The organism is Sporosarcina sp. FSL W7-1283 (assembly GCF_038003105.1).
GTDB classification, from domain to species: domain Bacteria; phylum Bacillota; class Bacilli; order Bacillales_A; family Planococcaceae; genus Sporosarcina; species Sporosarcina newyorkensis.
In genome coordinates this window covers 3,500,857-3,519,402 of the sequence record NZ_JBBOOL010000001.1, presented here as the reverse complement: position 1 = coordinate 3,519,402, position 18,546 = coordinate 3,500,857, and the positions used below count along the sequence as shown (strand labels likewise).

Below are 18,546 nucleotides of genomic sequence, written 5' to 3'. Positions count from 1 at the left end.
TTCGCTAATTAACACAACCTTTACATACGATCCACACTAGCTTTACATTCGCCTAGTATAGTCTTAATTGTAGAAACGATTAAACGAATGGAAAGGGCGATCAGCATGCAGAAGAAAAAGGCAGTATGGTGGGTAGGAATGTTATTTGCGGCTATATTGATGGCAGCGTGCGGCAACGCAGACGCAAACGAGTCGAATCAAGATGAAGAGCAGGCAAATAAACCAGAAAAGCTAGAAGGAAGTGTGGTCATTGATGGATCAGGGACGGTTTATCCGTTGATGGCAAAAATCGCCGAAGAATACATGATCAATGAACAAGAAGACGTCTCAGTGGAAGTCAGTCGTGCAGGAACAGGTGCAGGCTTCAAAAAGTTCCTTACAGAAAACGGTACAGACTTTAACGATGCATCTCGCCCAATAAAAGATGAAGAGAAAGAAGAAGCAGAGAAACTTGGCATGGAAGTAAAAGAATTGAAAGTAGCGCTAGATGGATTGACGTTTGTCATCAACAAGGAGAATGACTGGGCAACTGAAATGACGCCAGAACAATTAATCAGTATTTTCGTAGCGGATAGCGGTGTAACGAAATGGTCGGATATCAATCCAGAGTGGCCAGCAGAAGAGATCAAGCCAATGGGACCTAATGAAAACCATGGAACATACGAATTCTTCTATGAAAAAGTGTTGGAAGAACAAGATATGAGCGACCATATCAATTTACAGCAAGAGTACTCTACATTAGTCAATCTAGTGTCTGAAGATAAAAACGGAATTGCATTCTTCGGTTACGGTTACTATGTAAACAACGAAGATCAACTGCAAGCAGTCAGTGTAGACTTTGGAAAGGGTGCAGTGGAACCGGCCATGAATACCATCGCGGAAGATGGGGCATACGCACCCTTCACTCGTCCTGTATTCACATATTTGAATGTGGATCACGCAAAGGAAAAACCTCAAGTGTTGGATTTCACACACTATTTAATAGAAAATATGAATAAATTCGCAGCAGAAACTGGATTTGCTCCAATCCCTGAGAATGAAGCAATCGAGAACTTAGAATACTTACGAACGTTACAAGAGTCTAAATAAGATGGACGATGCGGGAGGAGATATCCTATCTCACTCCCGTATTACATATAGGGAGTGAAGAAATGCTTACTAGGCAAGAAAACTCAAAAGACATCCACTTCCGACAGATAGCAGAACGGCATCAACGTCGGAAGGCACGCGAACGATTGATCCCGATTGGCCTGTTTTTGCTGACATTTTTATCGATCGTCACAACGATTGGTATTGTCATCGTTTTATTATCCGAGACAATTAGCTTTTTTCAACGGGTTTCCATATTAGAGTTTTTCACAGGGACGGTCTTAAAACCATTAAGTCAAACTCCCCAATTCGGCGTTTTGCCACTCCTGACAGGGACCATTCTTTCCACATTAATTGCGATGGCAGTGGCGATTCCATTTGGTTTAATGACTGCGATCTATTTGAGTGAGTACGCTTCTGCGAGATGGAGAAAGTTTTTGAAGCCTGCCCTAGAACTACTTGCGGGGATTCCGACAATTGTCTATGGTTTTTTTGCCTTCACTTTCGTAACGCCAATCTTGCGTGACTGGATTCCGAGTCTCCAAGCAACCAACTTATTAAGTCCGGGGATTGTCATGGGAATTATGATTATCCCAATGGTTGCATCTTTATCAGAAGATGCCATGCGTTCTGTGCCAAACTCTTTACGCGACGGTGCATTTGGCTTAGGTGCCACCAAGCTCGAAGTAACTCGTAAAGTCGTCATTCCAGCAGCACTCTCGGGCATTATCGCCTCCATTGTATTGGGAATTTCACGAGCAATTGGAGAAACAATGATTGTCACGATTGCGAGCGGTAGTTCGAAAAACTTTACACTGGATGTTACGGAGTCTATGCAAACCATGACCGCCTATATTGTTGAGGTGACGGGTGGCGATGCTTCTGCAGGCACGACAATCTATTATAGTTTGTATGCTGTTGCTATGACGTTATTCGTGTTCACGCTTGTAATGAATATGTTGGCACGTTATATTTCCAAGAAGTTTAAGGAGGAGTACTAAGTGGTGAGTATGAGAAGTTTTCGAGGTCGAATGATCAGCAATCAACTCGCGAAATTTGTTTTTCTGTCGGCTTCCTTATTCGGACTGCTGGTGCTCTTCGTGCTGTTGTATCGTGTGATCGAACAAGGAATTGGATGGTTGAACGCAGATTTCCTTACTGGTCGCCTTTCTACACAGCCTGAAAAGGCAGGGATCAAAGGCGCAATTTTAGGGACATTATGGCTAATGGCAGTAGTTATTCCAATTACGACAATCGTAGGAGTTGGAACGGCCATTTATTTGGAGATGTACGCGAAGAAGGGGAAGATGCGTGAGCTGATCCAAACGAATATCGCGAACTTAGCAGGGGTTCCTTCTATTGTCTATGGGATATTAGGAATGACGATATTTGTTCGGGCTCTCGATTTCGGAAATATTGTGCTGGCTGGGGGATTGACGATGTCATTGCTAGTCTTGCCAATTGTAATCGTGTCCAGTCAGGAAGCATTGCGTGCGATTCCCGCTTTCCTTGGAGAAGCATCTTATGGATTAGGCGCTACGAAATGGCAAACCATTCGTTCCGTTTTGTTACCAGTCGCGTTGCCTAGTATCTTGACAGGATCCATTCTGGCTTTGTCTCGTGCGATAGGCGAAACTGCACCGCTAGTAGTCATCGGGATACCAGCGTTGCTAATGCCGATCCCGATGAGTATCTTTGATAAGTTCACGGTGTTGCCGATGCAAATCTATTATTGGACGATGGATTCATCATTGCTTGCCGAATACGCTAACTTGGCAGCTGCGACTATTCTTGTACTGCTGACGGCCTTATTTTTATTAAATGCCTCTGCTATTGTCATTCGGAATAAATTTGAGCAACGATTCTAATTCTTTTTCTAAAAATGGTTTTGCTTGCAGCATGTTACGGAATGCAACGTAGCGATCAATCTGAGCTTGATCAGGTCGCAGACCATCACGGTAGGCTCGGATTAAAATGTTTTTTGGAGTATGCTCCATATCGATAAATTCTACAAGTTGTGCTTCATAACCGACCAATGAAAGCAATTCTGCACGGATCGAATCCGTAGCTAAAGCGGCGAACCGTTCCTTCACCAAGCCGTGCTGCAACATAACATCCAGTGCAGGTGCTTCCAATTGGGAAAACAACTCATGCTGGCAGCAAGGAACGGACAGGATAACGGATGCTCCCCATGTGACCGCCTTGGCGAGCGCCATATCCGTCGCCACATCACATGCGTGAAGTGTCACGACCATATCGACTGCAGTGTCCCCTTCATATTCATTGATATCGCCAACCAAGAATTCCAATTGATCGTACTGTAAATCGCGTGCAATCTCCTGACATTCCTCTATTACTTCCTTTTTCAAATCCAACCCAGTGACACGGATATCCAAACCTTTTTCGATTCGCAGATAATGATAGAGCGCAAACGTCAAATATGATTTTCCGGAGCCGAAGTCCAAAATGCGGATCGTTCGGTCTTTGGGCAAATAGGAAAGTGTATCATCAATCAACTCAACGAAACGATTGATCTGCCGAAACTTGTCATGCTTCTGATTCTTTACTTTCCCTTCTGGTGTTTGGACGCCGAGCCGGACGAGGAACGGGTAAGGAGTGCCTTCTGTCAGCGCATAATGCTTTTTGCGGTTATGCGCATAGTCAACGGTCTTCTCTGTATCGAGAAAGATTCGTTTGATAGACACCTTCATCTTCTTCGAAAGTTGGATCTGTATCGTCTCATCCGTTAATTCAATATGGAATTGTTTATAATGCTCCAGAGCATGCCGCAAAGGCTGTTTGATCTCCCCTAGGGCAACATTCTCATGCTTAAGGATGCGCTCATGCTGATATTCAAATTGTATATAAAATTCACCTTTTAGTTCGAGAGGCTTCAGCTTAATTCGTTTAATTTCATTCGACTTCAAACGCGGACGACTAATGGTAGCTCGAATGAACGTTCCATCCGTCATCCGTCTCTGCAGTAGTTCCAGTACTTCATCTACTGACATTCATTTACACTCCTGTCTTTCTCGGTTATTTAAATAGGAAGCCTTGTTTCTCCAAAAACGTTTTGATATCCAGACGGCGGGGCTTTTCTAGGAAGTCCGCCATTTGTTCTGTCCACGTCGATTCCTTTTGATTGGAGTCGCGAGTTGCGTAATATTCTTTAATAATTTCATCGTATGCCGGCAAAATAGTAGCGTATTTCTCCTCATTATAGCTGTTTTCATGAAACACAGCTTCTACAGGAAGACGCGGCTTAACTCCATTTGCTTCATTCGGCACACCGATCGACATGCCGAATAAAGGGACGACACCTTTTGGCAATTCAAGTACTTCCGAAATCTCTTCGATTGCATTCCGAACGCCACCGATATAGCAGATGCCATAGCCTTTTGATTCGGCCGCAATCGCGACATTTTGTGCGAATAAGCCTACATCAATTGCGCCAACCAAGACATTTTCAGCAACGGAAAAGTCGATTTCCCTGTCGTGCAAGCGAGCGGCATGCGACAAACGATTATAGTCCATGCAAAAAACGAGGACTGCACCCGCTGTATAAAACTGACGTCGGTTTTTAGATAACTCCGCTAATTGTCCGCGCTTTTCGGTATCTGTTACATAGATGACAGAGCAAGCCTGTACAAAGTGTGAACTGGCCGCATGCTGACCTGCCCGGACTAATTCTGTTACAGTTTCCTTTGTGATCGGTTCATCCTTATATCGACGAACTGAAGCATGAGACGTTAATAATTCGATTACCATAGGATCCCTCCGCATTTTTTCTGCAGGAGATTTTTTTCCTCCTGCATATCTTCCTTCATCCTACACTATTTGGAGACTTCAGGAAACTCTCAGACTTACTTGGATTGCCGCTTTTTCCATTCAATAAATGGCTTTGTCGAATTATCTGTTTTTTGCTGAATGAATGGAATAGAACGCTTTTCTGGTGGTAGCTGTTGATCGGGGAAGAAGTCTTGGACAGGGTTCGTGAATCCTACTTCCATATATGCGTCCTGTTTACTACAGGCGTAGATGATTTCACCAACAGCTGACCAGTATGACGCGCCGAGACACATTGGGCACGGTTCCCCACTTGCATATAATACGCAGTCAGATAGATCAAGAGTTTGTAATTTTGTGCACGCTTCCCTAATAGCCAGTAACTCTGCATGGGCGGATGGATCACATGTAGACTCTACGAGATTCGTACCAGATCCGATAATTTCACCGTTTTTTACTACGATTGCTGCAAAAGGACCTCCGCCATTCACAACATTATCTGTAGCCATTTCCACTGTATGCTCTAACCACTTTTTATGATTCATCATTATTTCCTCCTGTCGAATAGTTAAATTTCCCGGGAAATAGTGTCGGGTCTTCTGACTTCATCATACAAAACTTTGCAGACATAGACAAAATAATTAAACAGGCTGTAGGGTGAAAAAACGTTTTTAGATGTGGAGGTTTGTTATGATAAGGAAACAATGGCGTCAGGAGTGATATTCAATGAAATTGGATCATGTGGTTTACTTTACCAATGAAAACTTGAAGAATGTAGTTGAAGAGCAAAACCGAAAAGGATACGGCGCTGTGATGGGTGGGCGTCATGAGAAATGGGGAACGGCCAATGCCTTGCTCTATACAAATAACGCGTACATCGAATGGCTGACAATTGAAGATAGAGAAAAGGCGGAGAAAGCAGCTGTCGATCAACCGCTTGTTGCGCAGTTCCTACATGACAAGCAATACGGAGACGGCTGGGCAACGGTTTGCTTTTCTGTCGATCGGATGGAAATATGGAAAGAAGAGCTAGATAATAAAGGTTTTCAGACGACTGATATCCTTTCTGCATCGAGAAGAACTGAAGAAGGGCAGTTCCTGCGTTGGAAAATGTTGTTTATAGAACAGACTCCGACGAGTGAATTACCCTATCCATTTTTCATTGAATGGGCAGAACCGGAGAAGCAGGGAGCACGTCGTTCTTCACATAAAGAGCAACAGATTACAGAATGTATCATTCATGTTGAAGACCCATTAAGAGAAACAGGGGAATGGGCCGTCTTACTATCACAAAAAGTCGGGGATAAGAATGATATCCGAGTAGGCGATGTTCTGTTTCGTTTTCAGGAAAAATAAGGTACGCCTGAGCGCCTGGCAGCTGTCCGTTTGTTACATAACGATTAGTTAGCAGGACGAAGGGTAAACTATGTAAAAAGATGTTGGGGAGGATACAGGAATGGATGTATTAGTGGAAGAGGCAGTAATCGTCGGAGTACATGAACAAAAAGATCTGCATTTCGAGTATGCGATGGAAGAGCTGCGCAACTTGGCAGAAGCAATTGACGTAAAGGTAATCGGTGAAGTGACTCAAAATTTAGAACGAAGAAACCCATCTCATTATTTAGGTAAGGGAAAGATCGATGAGATTCGTCAAGTGTACGAAGAGACTGGCGCAAATTTATTGATCTTCAATGATGAATTGTCTCCATCGCAATTACGCAATCTAGAAAAAGAGCTGGAGTGCAAAATCATTGATCGAACGATGCTCATCTTGGACATCTTTGCGCGGCGAGCGAGAAATCGGGAAGCGCAAATGCAAGTAGAATTAGCCCAGCTACAGTATACTTTGCCACGCCTAGTCGGTTTGCGTGCTTCATTGAGCAGACAAGGTGGCGGCACAGGCGGCGGTTTGCAAAACAAAGGAGCGGGAGAAACGAAATTAGAGCTCGATCGCCGGAAAATTGAAGATCAGATTGCCAAGCTGCGTCGCGAATTAGAGCATGTGAAAGATCAACGTGAAACCCAACGGAAACAACGAGTACGCAGCGGCATTCCCGTGGTTTCGATTGTCGGCTACACGAATGCCGGCAAGTCGACGTTGATGAATCGTCTGTTACAATACACGGATGCAGACCAGTCAAAGGAAGTCAGCGAAAAAGACATGTTATTCGCGACGCTAGAGACAGCGGTGAGAAAAATCAAACTGCCCGACAAGAAGGAATTCATCCTCACTGATACCGTTGGATTTGTATCAAAGCTACCTCACCATCTTGTCCAAGCATTCCGTTCTACATTAGAGGAAGCGAAAAATGCAGATTTACTTTTGCATGTCGTGGATGTTTCAGATGAAGAGCATGGCCATATGATGGACGTGACGAATGAAACGTTGGAAGACATTGGTGTGGAGAGCATTCCAACTGTAAATGTTTACAATAAAGCTGACTTGGCAGGGATTACATATCCGCGTACACAGGAACAAAGTATATGGATGTCTGCCGGGAAAAATGAAGGAATACCGGAGTTGTTAAAGTTAATTGAGCAAAATTTATTCAGACAATATATAACGTGCAAATTGTTGATTCCTTATGATCGCGGAGAAATTGTCTCACATTTGAATGAGACGGCAGCAATCAAAGAGACTGATTACGAAGAAGAAGGAACGTTGATTACGGTAGAAATGCCGGAAAGTGAATGTGAACGATTAGCGAAGTTCATAGTGGATTGATGGAAACTGAAAGAACGTGCCAAAAGTGCCCAGAACCGAGCGAAGCATACGTTGGACCGCGCCATGCGATAGTGAAACCGAACCAAACAACAATACGACCGAACCAAAAATCCGCTCAGCCGCTCCATTAACCTCTCGCACCGCACTATTTACGATAAGACATAAGGATTTCTCGAGAGAGCAAAAAAAGGGCTGCATGCGCAATGCATGCAGCCTAAATCCTTTTATCTTTATAAGAAGAGAAAGGGGGTGGGATGATTCTAGTTTGCCCGCTCTCGCTTTTTCTAAACCTTTTCTAAGAAATAGAGTATAAATACCTAATGCGCTCGTTTTAATTGCCCATGAGTGTTTTGGTTAGATTTGGTATAAACGGTTCGTTTCATTAAAAATCAGCATTTTTTTGAACCTTTTTTATTTTCCTACCGTACAACTAAGTGAAGTCATTATATAAGAGGAGAGATGGACAAATGAAAAAGTGGATAATGATCTTAGCTGCCAGTGTGTTGGCATTAGTGTTAAGCGCTTGTGGGCAAACGGCTACACCAAAAGAAGATTCAGAAACCGGCAAGGAAGATAAAGTTATAGAGAAAAGTGACCTCACTGTCGAAGAAGTAATGGAGAAGGCAAATGCTGCAAGTGAAACACTGCAAAGTATGCATGCCGATATGGAAATTACACAAAACATGCAAATGGGTGAAGAAGAGCAAGTCGTAAATTCTACAATTGACATGGATATGATTCTTGAACCACTTGCAATGCGTCAAACGATGAATATGGAAATGGCTGGCGAAGAAATGGCAATGGATCTGTATATGACGCAGGATGGGTTCTTCATGAAAGATCCTGAGTCAGGAGATTGGATGAAGCTTCCGAACGAGATGTATGAAGAAGTAGCAGGCCAAGTAGCAGGTTCAGCAAATACACAAGTAGATTACTCACTCTATGAGCAGTTTGCCGACGATTTCAAATTTGAGCAAACAGATGATGAATATGTACTTCATTTGAAGGGATCGGGCGAAAAATTCAGCGGGCTGATGAAAGATTTGATGAAAGAAAATATGCCGGCAGGAATGGACGAAGCCCAGTTGGATATGATTTCTCAGATGGAGATTGAGAGTATCGACCTTGAATTCACAATTGATAAGAAAACCTTCTACACGAAGAATCTTGACATGGACATGGTGTTGACAATGGAAGAACAGGGCCAACAAGTGAAAGTAGCGCAAAAAATAAAAGGTGATATTTCGAAAATCAATGAAATCGATGAAATCAAAGTGCCGAAAGAAGTCATTGACGGTGCGGTAGATATTAACGAAGCAATGGAACAACAACAATAAGCAAAACGAAAAGCTGTCTTCTATTATAGAAGGCAGCTTTTTCATGTATCGATCACGGTGTATTGCATGGTGCTGGCTACAATTCAATTCCTCCGGCTCAATGACACAATCTGTTGATAATGATTTTCAATTAGGTATTGACATCATCTTCAAAATTGTTTAATGTAAGTAGTGAGCGAATGATAATCATTTTCATTTAAGTGAGAAAGCTCAAATATTCGATATCGGAGTTCTTCATGAAGAAACGTTATTTAATTACAGCCGTAATTCTATTGTCATTTCTTTCGCTGTTCGTGGGAGCCATTCGAATTTCACCAGCGGATTTATTGGATTTACGCTCAGAAGAAACAGAAATTTTTTTAATTAGTCGAGTACCACGGTTAGTAGCTATTTTGCTGGCTGGAGCGGGGATGAGTATTGCCGGGCTGATTATGCAGCAGTTAAGCCGTAATAAGTTCGTCTCACCTACGACAGCAGGAACACTGGATGCGACACGACTTGGAATACTAGTGTCCATGCTGATGTTTACAAATGCAACATTATTTGAAAAGATGGCAGTTTCCTTTGCCTTCGCGCTACTAGGTACATTTTTATTTATGCAAATATTGGACCGTATTAAATTTAAAGATGCCATTTTCATTCCGCTTGTCGGCTTGATGTTTGGGAACATCCTCTCTTCTATCACTACATTCTTTGCATTCAAGGCAAACGTAATCCAGAATATGTCGGCTTGGTTGCAAGGTGACTTTTCAATGATCATGAAAGGACGCTATGAGCTTTTGTATATTAGCATACCTGTCTTAATCATTACATATTTATATGCGAATCGTTTTACGGTGGCTGGAATGGGTGAGGATTTTTCTAAAAACTTAGGGTTGGCGTATAAACGAATCGTCAATATCGGCTTGATTTTAGTTGCACTTATTACGACAACAGTTGTGTTGACGGTCGGTATGATACCGTTTCTCGGATTGATCATCCCGAATATCGTATCGATTTTCAAAGGTGACCATCTGCAGAAAACTTTACCGCATACTGCATTGCTTGGGGCAATCTTTCTTCTCGTTTGCGACATTTTAGGAAGAGTCATCATTTTCCCATACGAGATTTCGATCAGCTTAATGGTCGGTGTCATCGGAAGCGGAATTTTCCTCTACCTGTTGTTTAGGGGGAAAGCGTATGCGTAATTCAACGAAACTATTGATTTTGACTGCATTTGCACTATTGTTTTGTGGATTGTATTTATTTCAAGGTTTGAACGGCAGCTATGACTATGCACTTCCTCGAAGGGCAATCAAAGTCATTGCGATGATTCTGACAGGCGTTGCGGTCGCGTATTCTACAGTCATTTTCCAGACGATTACGCATAACCGGATTTTGACGCCAAGCATTATGGGGCTAGACTCTCTTTATGTCTTATTGCAGACCGTTCTTGTATTCTTTTTTGGATCTACCCATTTTGTGCTGATTAATCAGCAGTTCAACTTTATGCTGTCAGTTGGGGCTATGGTCTTGTTTGCCTTAGCACTTTATCACTTTCTATTCGGTAAGGGAAATCGTCCTATTTACTTCTTATTGTTAGTGGGCATCATCGTCGGTACATTCTTTGGAAGTATTTCGACATTCCTGCAAGTTATGATTGATCCGAATGAATTCATGCGAGTGCAAGATAAAATGTTTGCGAGTTTCAACAATATTAACGGCGATCTAGTTTGGTGGGCATTTGGAATATTGATACTTACGCTAATTATTGGTTGGCGCTATATCAATGAATTAGATGTTCTGTCATTAGGTCGTGATACTGCCATTAACTTAGGTGTATCCTATCAGTCGGTAGTCAAGCTGATGCTGATTTTGTCGGCTGTCTTAATTGCCGTATCGACTGCGTTGGTCGGTCCTATTACTTTCTTTGGACTCATTGTGGCCAATCTATCGTATCAATTCTTCAACACATTCAAACACTCTGTCTTAATTGCAGGAGCATCTGTTATGAGTGTGATAGCACTGGTCGGTGGGCAATGGATCGTGGAGCGTGTCTTCTCTTTCTCAACTACATTGAGCGTGATCATTAACTTTGTCGGTGGCGTGTACTTTATCTATTTACTATTAAAGGAGAGTCGATCCTCATGATTCAGGTTCGTGAGCTAACGAAGTTTTATGGAAGAAAAGCAGTCGTCGAAAAGGTCAATGTGAATATACACCGTGGTAAAATCACGTCATTCATTGGACCGAACGGGGCTGGTAAATCTACTCTTCTGTCGATGGTAAGCCGATTAATGGATGCAGATACCGGTGAAGTACTGCTCGATAAAAGTAAAGTGAAAGATATGAAGTCTAATGATTTTGCTAAACGTGTAGCCATTTTGAAGCAATCGAACTTCATGAATGTCAAGTTGACCATCCGCGAACTCGTCGGATTCGGCCGTTTCCCGCACTGTAAGGGCCGTCTTCACGAAGAGGATGAACGGATGGTAGATCAGGCATTGGAGTATATGGGCTTGATGGATATGCAGGAAGCGTATTTAGATGAATTGTCAGGCGGCCAGCGTCAGCGTGCTTTCATTGCCATGACAATCGCTCAAGATACGGATTATATTTTATTGGATGAACCACTCAATAACTTAGATATGAAACATTCCGTACAAATCATGAAGATTTTACGTCAGCTGGTTGATGATCTTGGAAAAACTGTCGTAATTGTACTGCATGATATCAACTTTGCTTCAGTCTATTCCGATCGGATCGTGGCATTAAAAGAAGGCAGGATCGTCAAGGACGGTCCGACGAACGATATTATCAATTCGGAGTCATTACGGGAAATCTATGATATGGATATTCCGATACAACAAATGAAAAATTGCCGTATTTGCGTCTATTTTAACTCTTAAAAAAGTGAGGAACTTAAACCAATGAAAAAACTTACATTATCCCTGTTTGCATTAGTTTTAATGCTTGCACTAGCTGCTTGTGGCAGCACGAAAGAAGAAGATAAGCCGGCTGACAACGCAGCTCCTGAAGATAAGCCTGCTGAAGAAAGCAATGAAGTAACAATCAAACACGAACTTGGTGAAACAACTCTTGAAAAGAATCCTGAAAAAGTAGTAGTTTTTGACTTCGGAACATTGGATACACTAGACGAACTGGGAGTGGAAGTAGCAGGTTTACCACAATCAAACGTACCTGGATATCTTTCTAAATATGAAGATGAGAAGTATGAAAACTTAGGAAGCTTGAAAGAGCCGGATTTCGAAGCAATTCATGCATTAAAGCCAGATGTCATCTTCATTTCTGGACGTCAATCAGACTTGTATGATCAGTTTACAGAAATCGCACCGACAATATTCACGGGTGTGGATACATCACGTTATATGGATTCATTTAAAGAAAACATGGAAACTATTGCAACGATCTTCGATAAAGAAGATGAAATGAAAACTGAGTTGAACGATGTGGACGCAAGTATTGAAGGAATCAAAGCAAAAACAGCAGAATTAGATAGCAACGCATTGATCATCCTTGGAACAGAAGGTAAGGTAAGTGCTTATGGTCCTAGCTCACGTTTTGGAATCATCCACGATGTGTTCGGTTTTAAACCAGCAGATGAAGGTATCGAAGTATCTACACATGGACAAAATATCACGTTTGAATATATCTTGGAAACAAACCCTGATATCCTATTCATCATCGACCGTGATGCAGCTATCGGCGATGGAAGTGCAAAAGATTCCATTGAAAACGACCTAGTGAAGAAAACAAACGCATTCAAAAACGATAAAATGATTTACCTAAACGGTGAATATTGGTACTTATCTGGCGGCGGGCTACAATCATTTAAAGAAATGATCAAAGAAGTCGAATCTGCACTATAAAGAGAAATGCCACCCCGAAGGACTTAGTCCTTCGGGGTTTTTCTATGGAGTGGTGTAATGGATTTTGCGTGCGATGAACATAAAAGGCTGAATTGCGCTCATAAATTACCCACCTTAGCTCATACTTCTTTCTTAAGTAAAACTACGCTAGTCAAATTACCTCATAAAGTGCTATAATTACATATGTAAAGACACCTAAAGATTGTACAATAGAAAGGTAGAGCACTAGTGAAAACGAAGGAAATCTCACGTAATAAATTGCTTGGCATCGCGGGTACCGGGTGGATGTTTGATGCAATGGATGTCGGCATCCTGTCATTTATCATTGCAGCGCTCGCTGTTGATTGGCAGCTGACGTCTTCAGAGATGGGTTGGATCGGAAGTATCAATTCAATCGGTATGGCTGTTGGAGCGTTTGGTTTTGGATTGCTTGCGGATCGTATTGGGAGAAAACAGGTGTTCATGATCACGCTCATCTTATTTTCAGTCGCTAGCGGATTTTCCGCCTTAACCACCTCTTTATGGGCGTTTCTGATTCTGCGTTTTTTAGTGGGAGCAGGATTAGGCGGTGAGCTTCCTGTTGCGTCTACGTTAGTATCGGAAAGTGTTTCAGCGAAAGAGCGCGGGCGTGTTGTCGTATTGCTTGAAAGTTTCTGGGCGGCAGGTTGGCTGATTGCAGCGCTGATCGCGTACTTTGTCATCCCGAGTTATGGTTGGCGGATTGCATTGATCATAACAGCATTACCGGCATTTTATGCAATTTATTTACGACGGAATTTGCCGGATTCAAAGAGGTTTATAAAAGAAGGAAGAACAGAACAGTCTACTGGACAAAAACTGAAGCTATTGTTGGCTCCGGCATATAGAAAGCGCACCGTTATGCTTTGGATCGTTTGGTTTGCTGTTGTCTTTTCCTATTACGGAATGTTCCTATGGCTGCCGAGCGTCATGGTATTAAAAGGTTTTAGTTTAATCAAAAGCTTTGGATATGTTTTGCTTATGACACTGGCCCAGCTTCCTGGCTACTTCAGCGCTGCCTGGCTGATCGAACGAGCTGGACGAAAGTTTGTCTTGGCCACTTATTTATTCGGCACGGCACTTAGCGCGCTGGCTTTTGGTAATGCGGATACGCTAACGACATTAATGATTGCAGGCGCATTTTTATCGTTCTTTAATTTAGGCGCGTGGGGAGCATTGTATGCTTATTCACCTGAGCAATATCCAACCGCAATACGGGCAACGGGATCAGGCGTTGCAGCAGCTGTTGGCCGAGTTGGCGGTATTTTCGGTCCGTTGCTTGTCGGTTCATTGCTGACGGCAGGCTATGGGTTCGGTATCATATTCGGTATCTTCTGTGCCGCCATCCTGGTGGGGGTATTATCTGTTGTATTACTCGGAACAGAAACAAAACAAACGGAGTTAGCATAGTATAGGTTAAGTCGTTTCCATTTAACATAAATGGGGGCGGCTTTTTCAATGGTAAATATTTTTGATTCTGCCTAAGAACCTCTATAATTGTGACAAGGGAGTTGATAGGATGTTTCGTATTCCGGATGATATAGCACAGACTGCACTTGAACGCAGTGAAGGTTTTCAGGTGGAAGGGTTTGTACGAGGTGAAGGTCCTGAATCACCGACCCTCTTGCTGGTCGGAGAAGCGCCTGGAGAACATGAGGCCGTACATGGCGTGCCATTCATCGGCAGAGCAGGTGACGAACTGATGAAATCACTTGCCTCGGTAGGACTTTCGCGAGAAGATGTTTATATGACAAGTTCATTCCGCAGTAGACCTTATAAATGGGGAACGAAGAAAGAACGTGACGGTAGCTTGACGAAACGTAAATACAATCGTCCGCCAACACAAAAGGAACAACTTGCCCATGCACCGGTATTGGATTATGAAGTGGCGAATCTTAAGCCGAAGCTCATCGTTACGCTTGGTAATATTGGTTTACAACGATTGCTCGGAAAGCATGCCAAAATAACAACACTTCACGGTCAGCTATTGACACAGCCTGTTCAGTATCTAAAATCATTGAATGATACGCGCTATAGCTGGACAGACCATTCGTATACCATTCTACCGACATTTCACCCGGCATCCATCTTTTATCGTCCGTCCCTGCGAACTGATTTAGAAGAGGATTGGTTGCGCATTGGGGAATATATCCAAGGGCTAAATTACAACGCATTGGAATAAGATAGAAAAGAGGCGAGTGATGAACAATCAAGCAAAAGCAACCGGATCATTGAAAAATTTCATAAGTTTAATCAAGACATTACATTGGCCTGTTGCAGTTACAGCCTTTGCCTTGCTTTTATCACTTATCGAGACAGTAGCAGGGTTGGTCGTTCCCTTGATCACCAAAGATTTGGTGGACTCTTTCACGAGCGAACTGATGAACTGGAAAACAGGCGTATTCTTGCTGGGTTTATTCGTTGTCCAAGCAATTGCTGGTGGCTTTTCCTACTATATGCTTGCTTATATTGGAGAAACGGTAGTGGCAGATCTACGCAATCAATTATGGCAGAAGGTTCTGCGTTTGCCGATCCCATATTTCGATCAGAATGAAACCGGGGAGACGATGAGCCGGATTACACAAGATACAACTGTGCTCAAATCGTTAGTGTCTGAACATCTAGTATCTTTCATTTCCGGCATGATTTCCATTATCGGAGCCATTGTCATTTTGTTGGTGCTGGATTGGAAAATGACCATCATTATGCTGATTAGTGTGCCAGTCAGTATGGTCATATTAATCCCATTAGGACGGTTGATGCATAAAGTAGCGAAGGCGACACAAGCTGAAATGGCGAAGTTTTCGGGGCACTTAGGTCGTGTGCTCGGTGATATCCGGTTAGTAAAGGCGTATCGGGCAGAGCCGACAGAAGGAGGGAAAGGGAAGACGGCAATTCAATCGTTATTCCGGTATGGGTTAAAGGAAGCGAAGATTCAAGCCGTCATCTCACCCATCATGATGCTGACGATGATGGGGATCTTAGTAGTGATCCTTGGTTACGGCGGAGCACAAGTTGCAAGAGGTGCTTTGTCTGCAGGAACGTTAGTAGCCATTATTTTCTTACTGTTTCAAATCATCATGCCGTTTGCCCAAATGGCACAGTTCTTTACCTCGTTTCAAAAAGCAGTAGGAGCGACAGAGCGCATCCAGGGAATTCTACAAATGAAGTCTGAGCCGGCAATGGGCAAATTTTCACCGCAATCAGAAGGGGCACTAACGTTTTCAGATGTGCACTTTTCTTATGATTCGGATAAACACGTAGTGAATGGTATTTCATTTACAGCGGGTAGAGGGACGGTCACTGCATTCGTAGGCCCAAGCGGTGGCGGGAAAACAACAATCTTTTCATTAGTCGAACGCTTCTATCTACCGAATTCAGGAGAAATCTTACTTGGCGCGGTGCCTATAAAGGACATACCACTAGCAGAGTGGCGTGGACGAATTGGTTATGTTTCACAAGAAAGTCCATTATTGAGCGGCACTATTCAAGATAATATTGCTTATGGTTTAGAGCGGCGACCCTCTATTGATAAGATTATCGAAGCAGCAAAGGCGGCCAATGCCTACACGTTTATCGAAGAGATGCCGGATCAATTCGAGACATTGGTCGGGGAACGCGGTATGAAACTGTCAGGAGGCCAGCGCCAACGGATTGCCATAGCCCGTGCATTATTGCATAACCCGGAAATCTTGTTATTGGATGAAGCTACTTCCAACTTAGACAGCGGGTCCGAAACTCATGTGCAGGAGGCATTACAGCATTTGATGAATGGCCGAACTACATTGATTATTGCGCACCGTTTGGCGACGGTTTTGCATGCCGATCAACTGTTGTTTTTAGAGAACGGCAAGATTACGGGGCGAGGCCGGCATGAAGAATTATTGGAATCACATGACCTCTATCGTGAGTTCGCAGCGGGTCAAGGTTTGGCCTGATATGTGGAAAGGAGAAGATTACAATGTATGAACCGATCGATCCGTCTTTTTTTGAAGCTCCTATCTTAGAACTTGCACGCAACTTAGTCGGAAAGCATATTGTTCATGAGCGTTCGGATGGCTTGCTGGTTGTTAGAATCGTAGAGACTGAAGCGTACCACGGACCCGAAGATCGTGCGGCTCATAGCTTCGGTAATCGTCGAACAAAGCGTACAGAAATTATGTTTGGAGAAGCGGGATCAGTGTATACATACCAGATGCACACCCACGTGCTGATGAATGTCGTGGGTGCAAAGGTAGGGATTCCGCATGCCGTTTTGCTGAGAGCAGGCGAGCCTGTAGAAGGTTTGGTTCATATGCAAGAAAAACGTGGGAATCACATTAAGAAAATGACCGATCTGACAAATGGTCCGGGTAAGCTGTCAAAAGCACTTGGGGTCACGATGGACTACTACGGTCATCATTGGGCACAGAAACCGCTTTATATTTCAGAAGGATTGCCGCAAAAAGAAGTGGAAGCAGGTCCGCGCGTAGGTATTGGAAACTCAGGTGAGGCTGTCCATTATCCTTGGCGGTTTTATGAAAAAGACAACCCTTTTGTTTCGAAATACAGGAAATGAAGTGGGGGTAAAGATCATCTCGCGGCCTTGTCGTGACAGAGAAGAATAGGGGAAATTATGAGAGACATATTAAAGATGGGAAGTGCCTTCATCGGCATAATTGTCGGGGCTGGTTTTGCTTCCGGGAATGAAATTATGACGTATTTTACGAGTTTTGGATTCTGGGGGATCCTGGGTGCTATCGTCTGTACTGTATTATTTGCTTATTTGGGGATGGTATTGACGCGTCTTGGCAGTCGGATGCAGACGAATTCTCACAAGGATGTCATTTATAAAATTAGCGGGCGTTACTTAGGCGTCGTGGTGGATGGCATTATTATCTTTACACTGTTCGGCGTTGGAGTGGTTATGCTGGCTGGCGCCGGAGCTAATTTACATCAGCAATTTGGGTTGCCTTCTTATGTCGGCAGTTTGCTGATGATTGTGCTCGTATTTTTAACAATCTTATTGAATGTCGACAAAGTGGTTGCGGTGATTGGCAGTATTACACCATTTCTGATCATCACAGTTGTTGGTGTATCGATCTATAGTGTATGGACTATGGATACAACATTTGCGGTTCTGGATCCTGTAGCTAAAGCGGTGCCGACGACATTACCAAATTGGTTTGTTTCGGCAATCAACTATGTGTCGTTCAATATTGCAGTGGGCGCATCTATGTCCATTGTGATGGGAGGCGCGGAAAAAAATGAGAAGACAGCTGCTTGGGGCGGTTTTGTTGGGGGCCTTGGTCTCGGTATCTTGATTTTATTGAGTCACTTGGCAATATTCTCGAAGGTAGATGACGTGGCGGGAACAGAATTGCCAATGCTTGCGATTATCAATTCTATTTCGCCTATATTCGCGATATTCATGGCGCTTGTGTTGTACGGCATGATTTTCAATACGGCGGTCAGTATGTTCTATGCATTTGGTGCGAGATTCATTGAAACTGGTACGAAGACGTTTAAAGTTTTCGTAGCTGGTTCATTAGTAATCGGCTATGGGCTGAGCTTCTTCGGTTTTACGAACTTGGTCAGCAATTTTTATCCGCTTGTCGGCTATTTAGGACTGTTTTTAGTGGCAGCACTGATTTTTGCTTCAATCCGTATGCCTAAGAAATTATAAAGCGAAACACAGTTAGAAATGAACTAAAAGCCAAAGAAAGACCCCGCGAATTAAATT

General features: G+C 43.1%; 18 protein-coding genes. 15 read left to right on the top strand and 3 right to left on the bottom strand.

Features of this window, described 5'->3' with window-relative positions; all coding sequences use genetic code 11:
* The first annotated feature begins 105 nt into the window (after positions 1-105).
* The 3 genes from MKY93_RS18405 to pstA all read left to right on the top strand — a co-directional run bounded on the left by MKY93_RS18405 (position 106) and on the right by pstA (position 2,957).
* The gene (locus tag MKY93_RS18405) at positions 106-1,089 is read left to right on the top strand and encodes a PstS family phosphate ABC transporter substrate-binding protein (protein ID WP_040759909.1); all 984 of its coding nucleotides are present in this window, start codon (positions 106-108) and stop codon (positions 1,087-1,089) included.
* Between the two features lie 62 nt (positions 1,090-1,151).
* Positions 1,152-2,090 (top strand): phosphate ABC transporter permease subunit PstC, encoded by a 939-nt coding sequence (gene pstC / locus MKY93_RS18400; protein ID WP_050804720.1) that lies wholly within the window; start codon positions 1,152-1,154, stop codon positions 2,088-2,090.
* Positions 2,091-2,099: 9 nt separating this feature from the next.
* The gene (pstA, locus tag MKY93_RS18395; protein WP_078818369.1) at positions 2,100-2,957 is read left to right on the top strand and encodes a phosphate ABC transporter permease PstA; all 858 of its coding nucleotides are present in this window, start codon (positions 2,100-2,102) and stop codon (positions 2,955-2,957) included.
* Here pstA and MKY93_RS18390 read toward each other — a convergent pair.
* The 3 genes from MKY93_RS18390 to MKY93_RS18380 all read right to left on the bottom strand — a co-directional run bounded on the left by MKY93_RS18390 (position 2,907) and on the right by MKY93_RS18380 (position 5,420).
* Positions 2,907-4,100, bottom strand: a complete 1,194-nt coding sequence (locus tag MKY93_RS18390) for a class I SAM-dependent methyltransferase (protein ID WP_009498931.1) — start codon at positions 4,098-4,100, stop codon at positions 2,907-2,909. The genes pstA and MKY93_RS18390 overlap by 51 nt on opposite strands.
* A gap of 25 nt (positions 4,101-4,125) precedes the next feature.
* On the bottom strand, positions 4,126-4,857 hold the full coding sequence (gene nfsA / locus MKY93_RS18385; protein WP_078818291.1) for an oxygen-insensitive NADPH nitroreductase: 732 nt from the start codon (positions 4,855-4,857) through the stop codon (positions 4,126-4,128).
* A 95-nt stretch (positions 4,858-4,952) separates the two neighbouring features.
* Positions 4,953-5,420 carry a nucleoside deaminase gene (locus MKY93_RS18380; RefSeq protein ID WP_340760635.1) on the bottom strand — a complete coding sequence of 156 codons (468 nt, stop codon included), beginning with the start codon at positions 5,418-5,420 and terminating at the stop codon, positions 4,953-4,955.
* Positions 5,421-5,601: 181 nt separating this feature from the next.
* On the opposite strand from MKY93_RS18380, the gene MKY93_RS18375 reads away from it, so the two are divergent.
* The 12 genes from MKY93_RS18375 to MKY93_RS18320 all read left to right on the top strand — a co-directional run bounded on the left by MKY93_RS18375 (position 5,602) and on the right by MKY93_RS18320 (position 18,489).
* Entirely contained in the window at positions 5,602-6,231 is a 630-nt protein-coding gene (locus tag MKY93_RS18375; protein WP_340760634.1) for a VOC family protein, read from the top strand.
* 100 nt (positions 6,232-6,331) lie between these two features.
* The gene (gene hflX / locus MKY93_RS18370; RefSeq protein ID WP_340760633.1) at positions 6,332-7,600 is read left to right on the top strand and encodes a GTPase HflX; all 1,269 of its coding nucleotides are present in this window, start codon (positions 6,332-6,334) and stop codon (positions 7,598-7,600) included.
* Between the two features lie 467 nt (positions 7,601-8,067).
* Positions 8,068-8,937, top strand: coding sequence for a DUF6612 family protein (locus MKY93_RS18365; RefSeq protein ID WP_078818287.1), 870 nt, complete (start codon positions 8,068-8,070; stop codon positions 8,935-8,937).
* Positions 8,938-9,173: 236 nt separating this feature from the next.
* The gene (locus MKY93_RS18360) at positions 9,174-10,124 is read left to right on the top strand and encodes an ABC transporter permease (protein WP_078818286.1); all 951 of its coding nucleotides are present in this window, start codon (positions 9,174-9,176) and stop codon (positions 10,122-10,124) included.
* The gene (locus MKY93_RS18355) at positions 10,117-11,067 is read left to right on the top strand and encodes an iron chelate uptake ABC transporter family permease subunit (RefSeq protein ID WP_009498921.1); all 951 of its coding nucleotides are present in this window, start codon (positions 10,117-10,119) and stop codon (positions 11,065-11,067) included. The genes MKY93_RS18360 and MKY93_RS18355 overlap by 8 nt, the downstream gene beginning before the upstream one ends.
* Entirely contained in the window at positions 11,064-11,825 is a 762-nt protein-coding gene (locus MKY93_RS18350) for an iron ABC transporter ATP-binding protein (protein WP_009498920.1), read from the top strand. Before MKY93_RS18355 ends, MKY93_RS18350 begins: the two co-directional genes overlap by 4 nt.
* A 21-nt stretch (positions 11,826-11,846) precedes the next feature.
* Entirely contained in the window at positions 11,847-12,806 is a 960-nt protein-coding gene (locus MKY93_RS18345) for a siderophore ABC transporter substrate-binding protein (RefSeq protein WP_340760632.1), read from the top strand.
* A 285-nt stretch (positions 12,807-13,091) separates the two neighbouring features.
* Positions 13,092-14,234 (top strand): MFS transporter, encoded by a 1,143-nt coding sequence (locus MKY93_RS18340; protein ID WP_340760950.1) that lies wholly within the window; start codon positions 13,092-13,094, stop codon positions 14,232-14,234.
* A 109-nt stretch (positions 14,235-14,343) separates the two neighbouring features.
* Positions 14,344-15,006: a uracil-DNA glycosylase gene (locus MKY93_RS18335; protein WP_340760631.1), complete on the top strand. Its 663-nt coding sequence runs from the start codon at positions 14,344-14,346 to the stop codon at positions 15,004-15,006.
* 19 nt (positions 15,007-15,025) lie between these two features.
* Positions 15,026-16,762: an ABC transporter ATP-binding protein gene (locus MKY93_RS18330; RefSeq protein ID WP_009498916.1), complete on the top strand. Its 1,737-nt coding sequence runs from the start codon at positions 15,026-15,028 to the stop codon at positions 16,760-16,762.
* Positions 16,763-16,785: 23 nt separating this feature from the next.
* Entirely contained in the window at positions 16,786-17,382 is a 597-nt protein-coding gene (locus tag MKY93_RS18325) for a DNA-3-methyladenine glycosylase (protein WP_340760630.1), read from the top strand.
* Positions 17,383-17,439: 57 nt separating this feature from the next.
* Positions 17,440-18,489, top strand: coding sequence for a YkvI family membrane protein (locus MKY93_RS18320; RefSeq protein WP_009498914.1), 1,050 nt, complete (start codon positions 17,440-17,442; stop codon positions 18,487-18,489).
* The last annotated feature ends 57 nt before the right edge of the window (positions 18,490-18,546 follow it).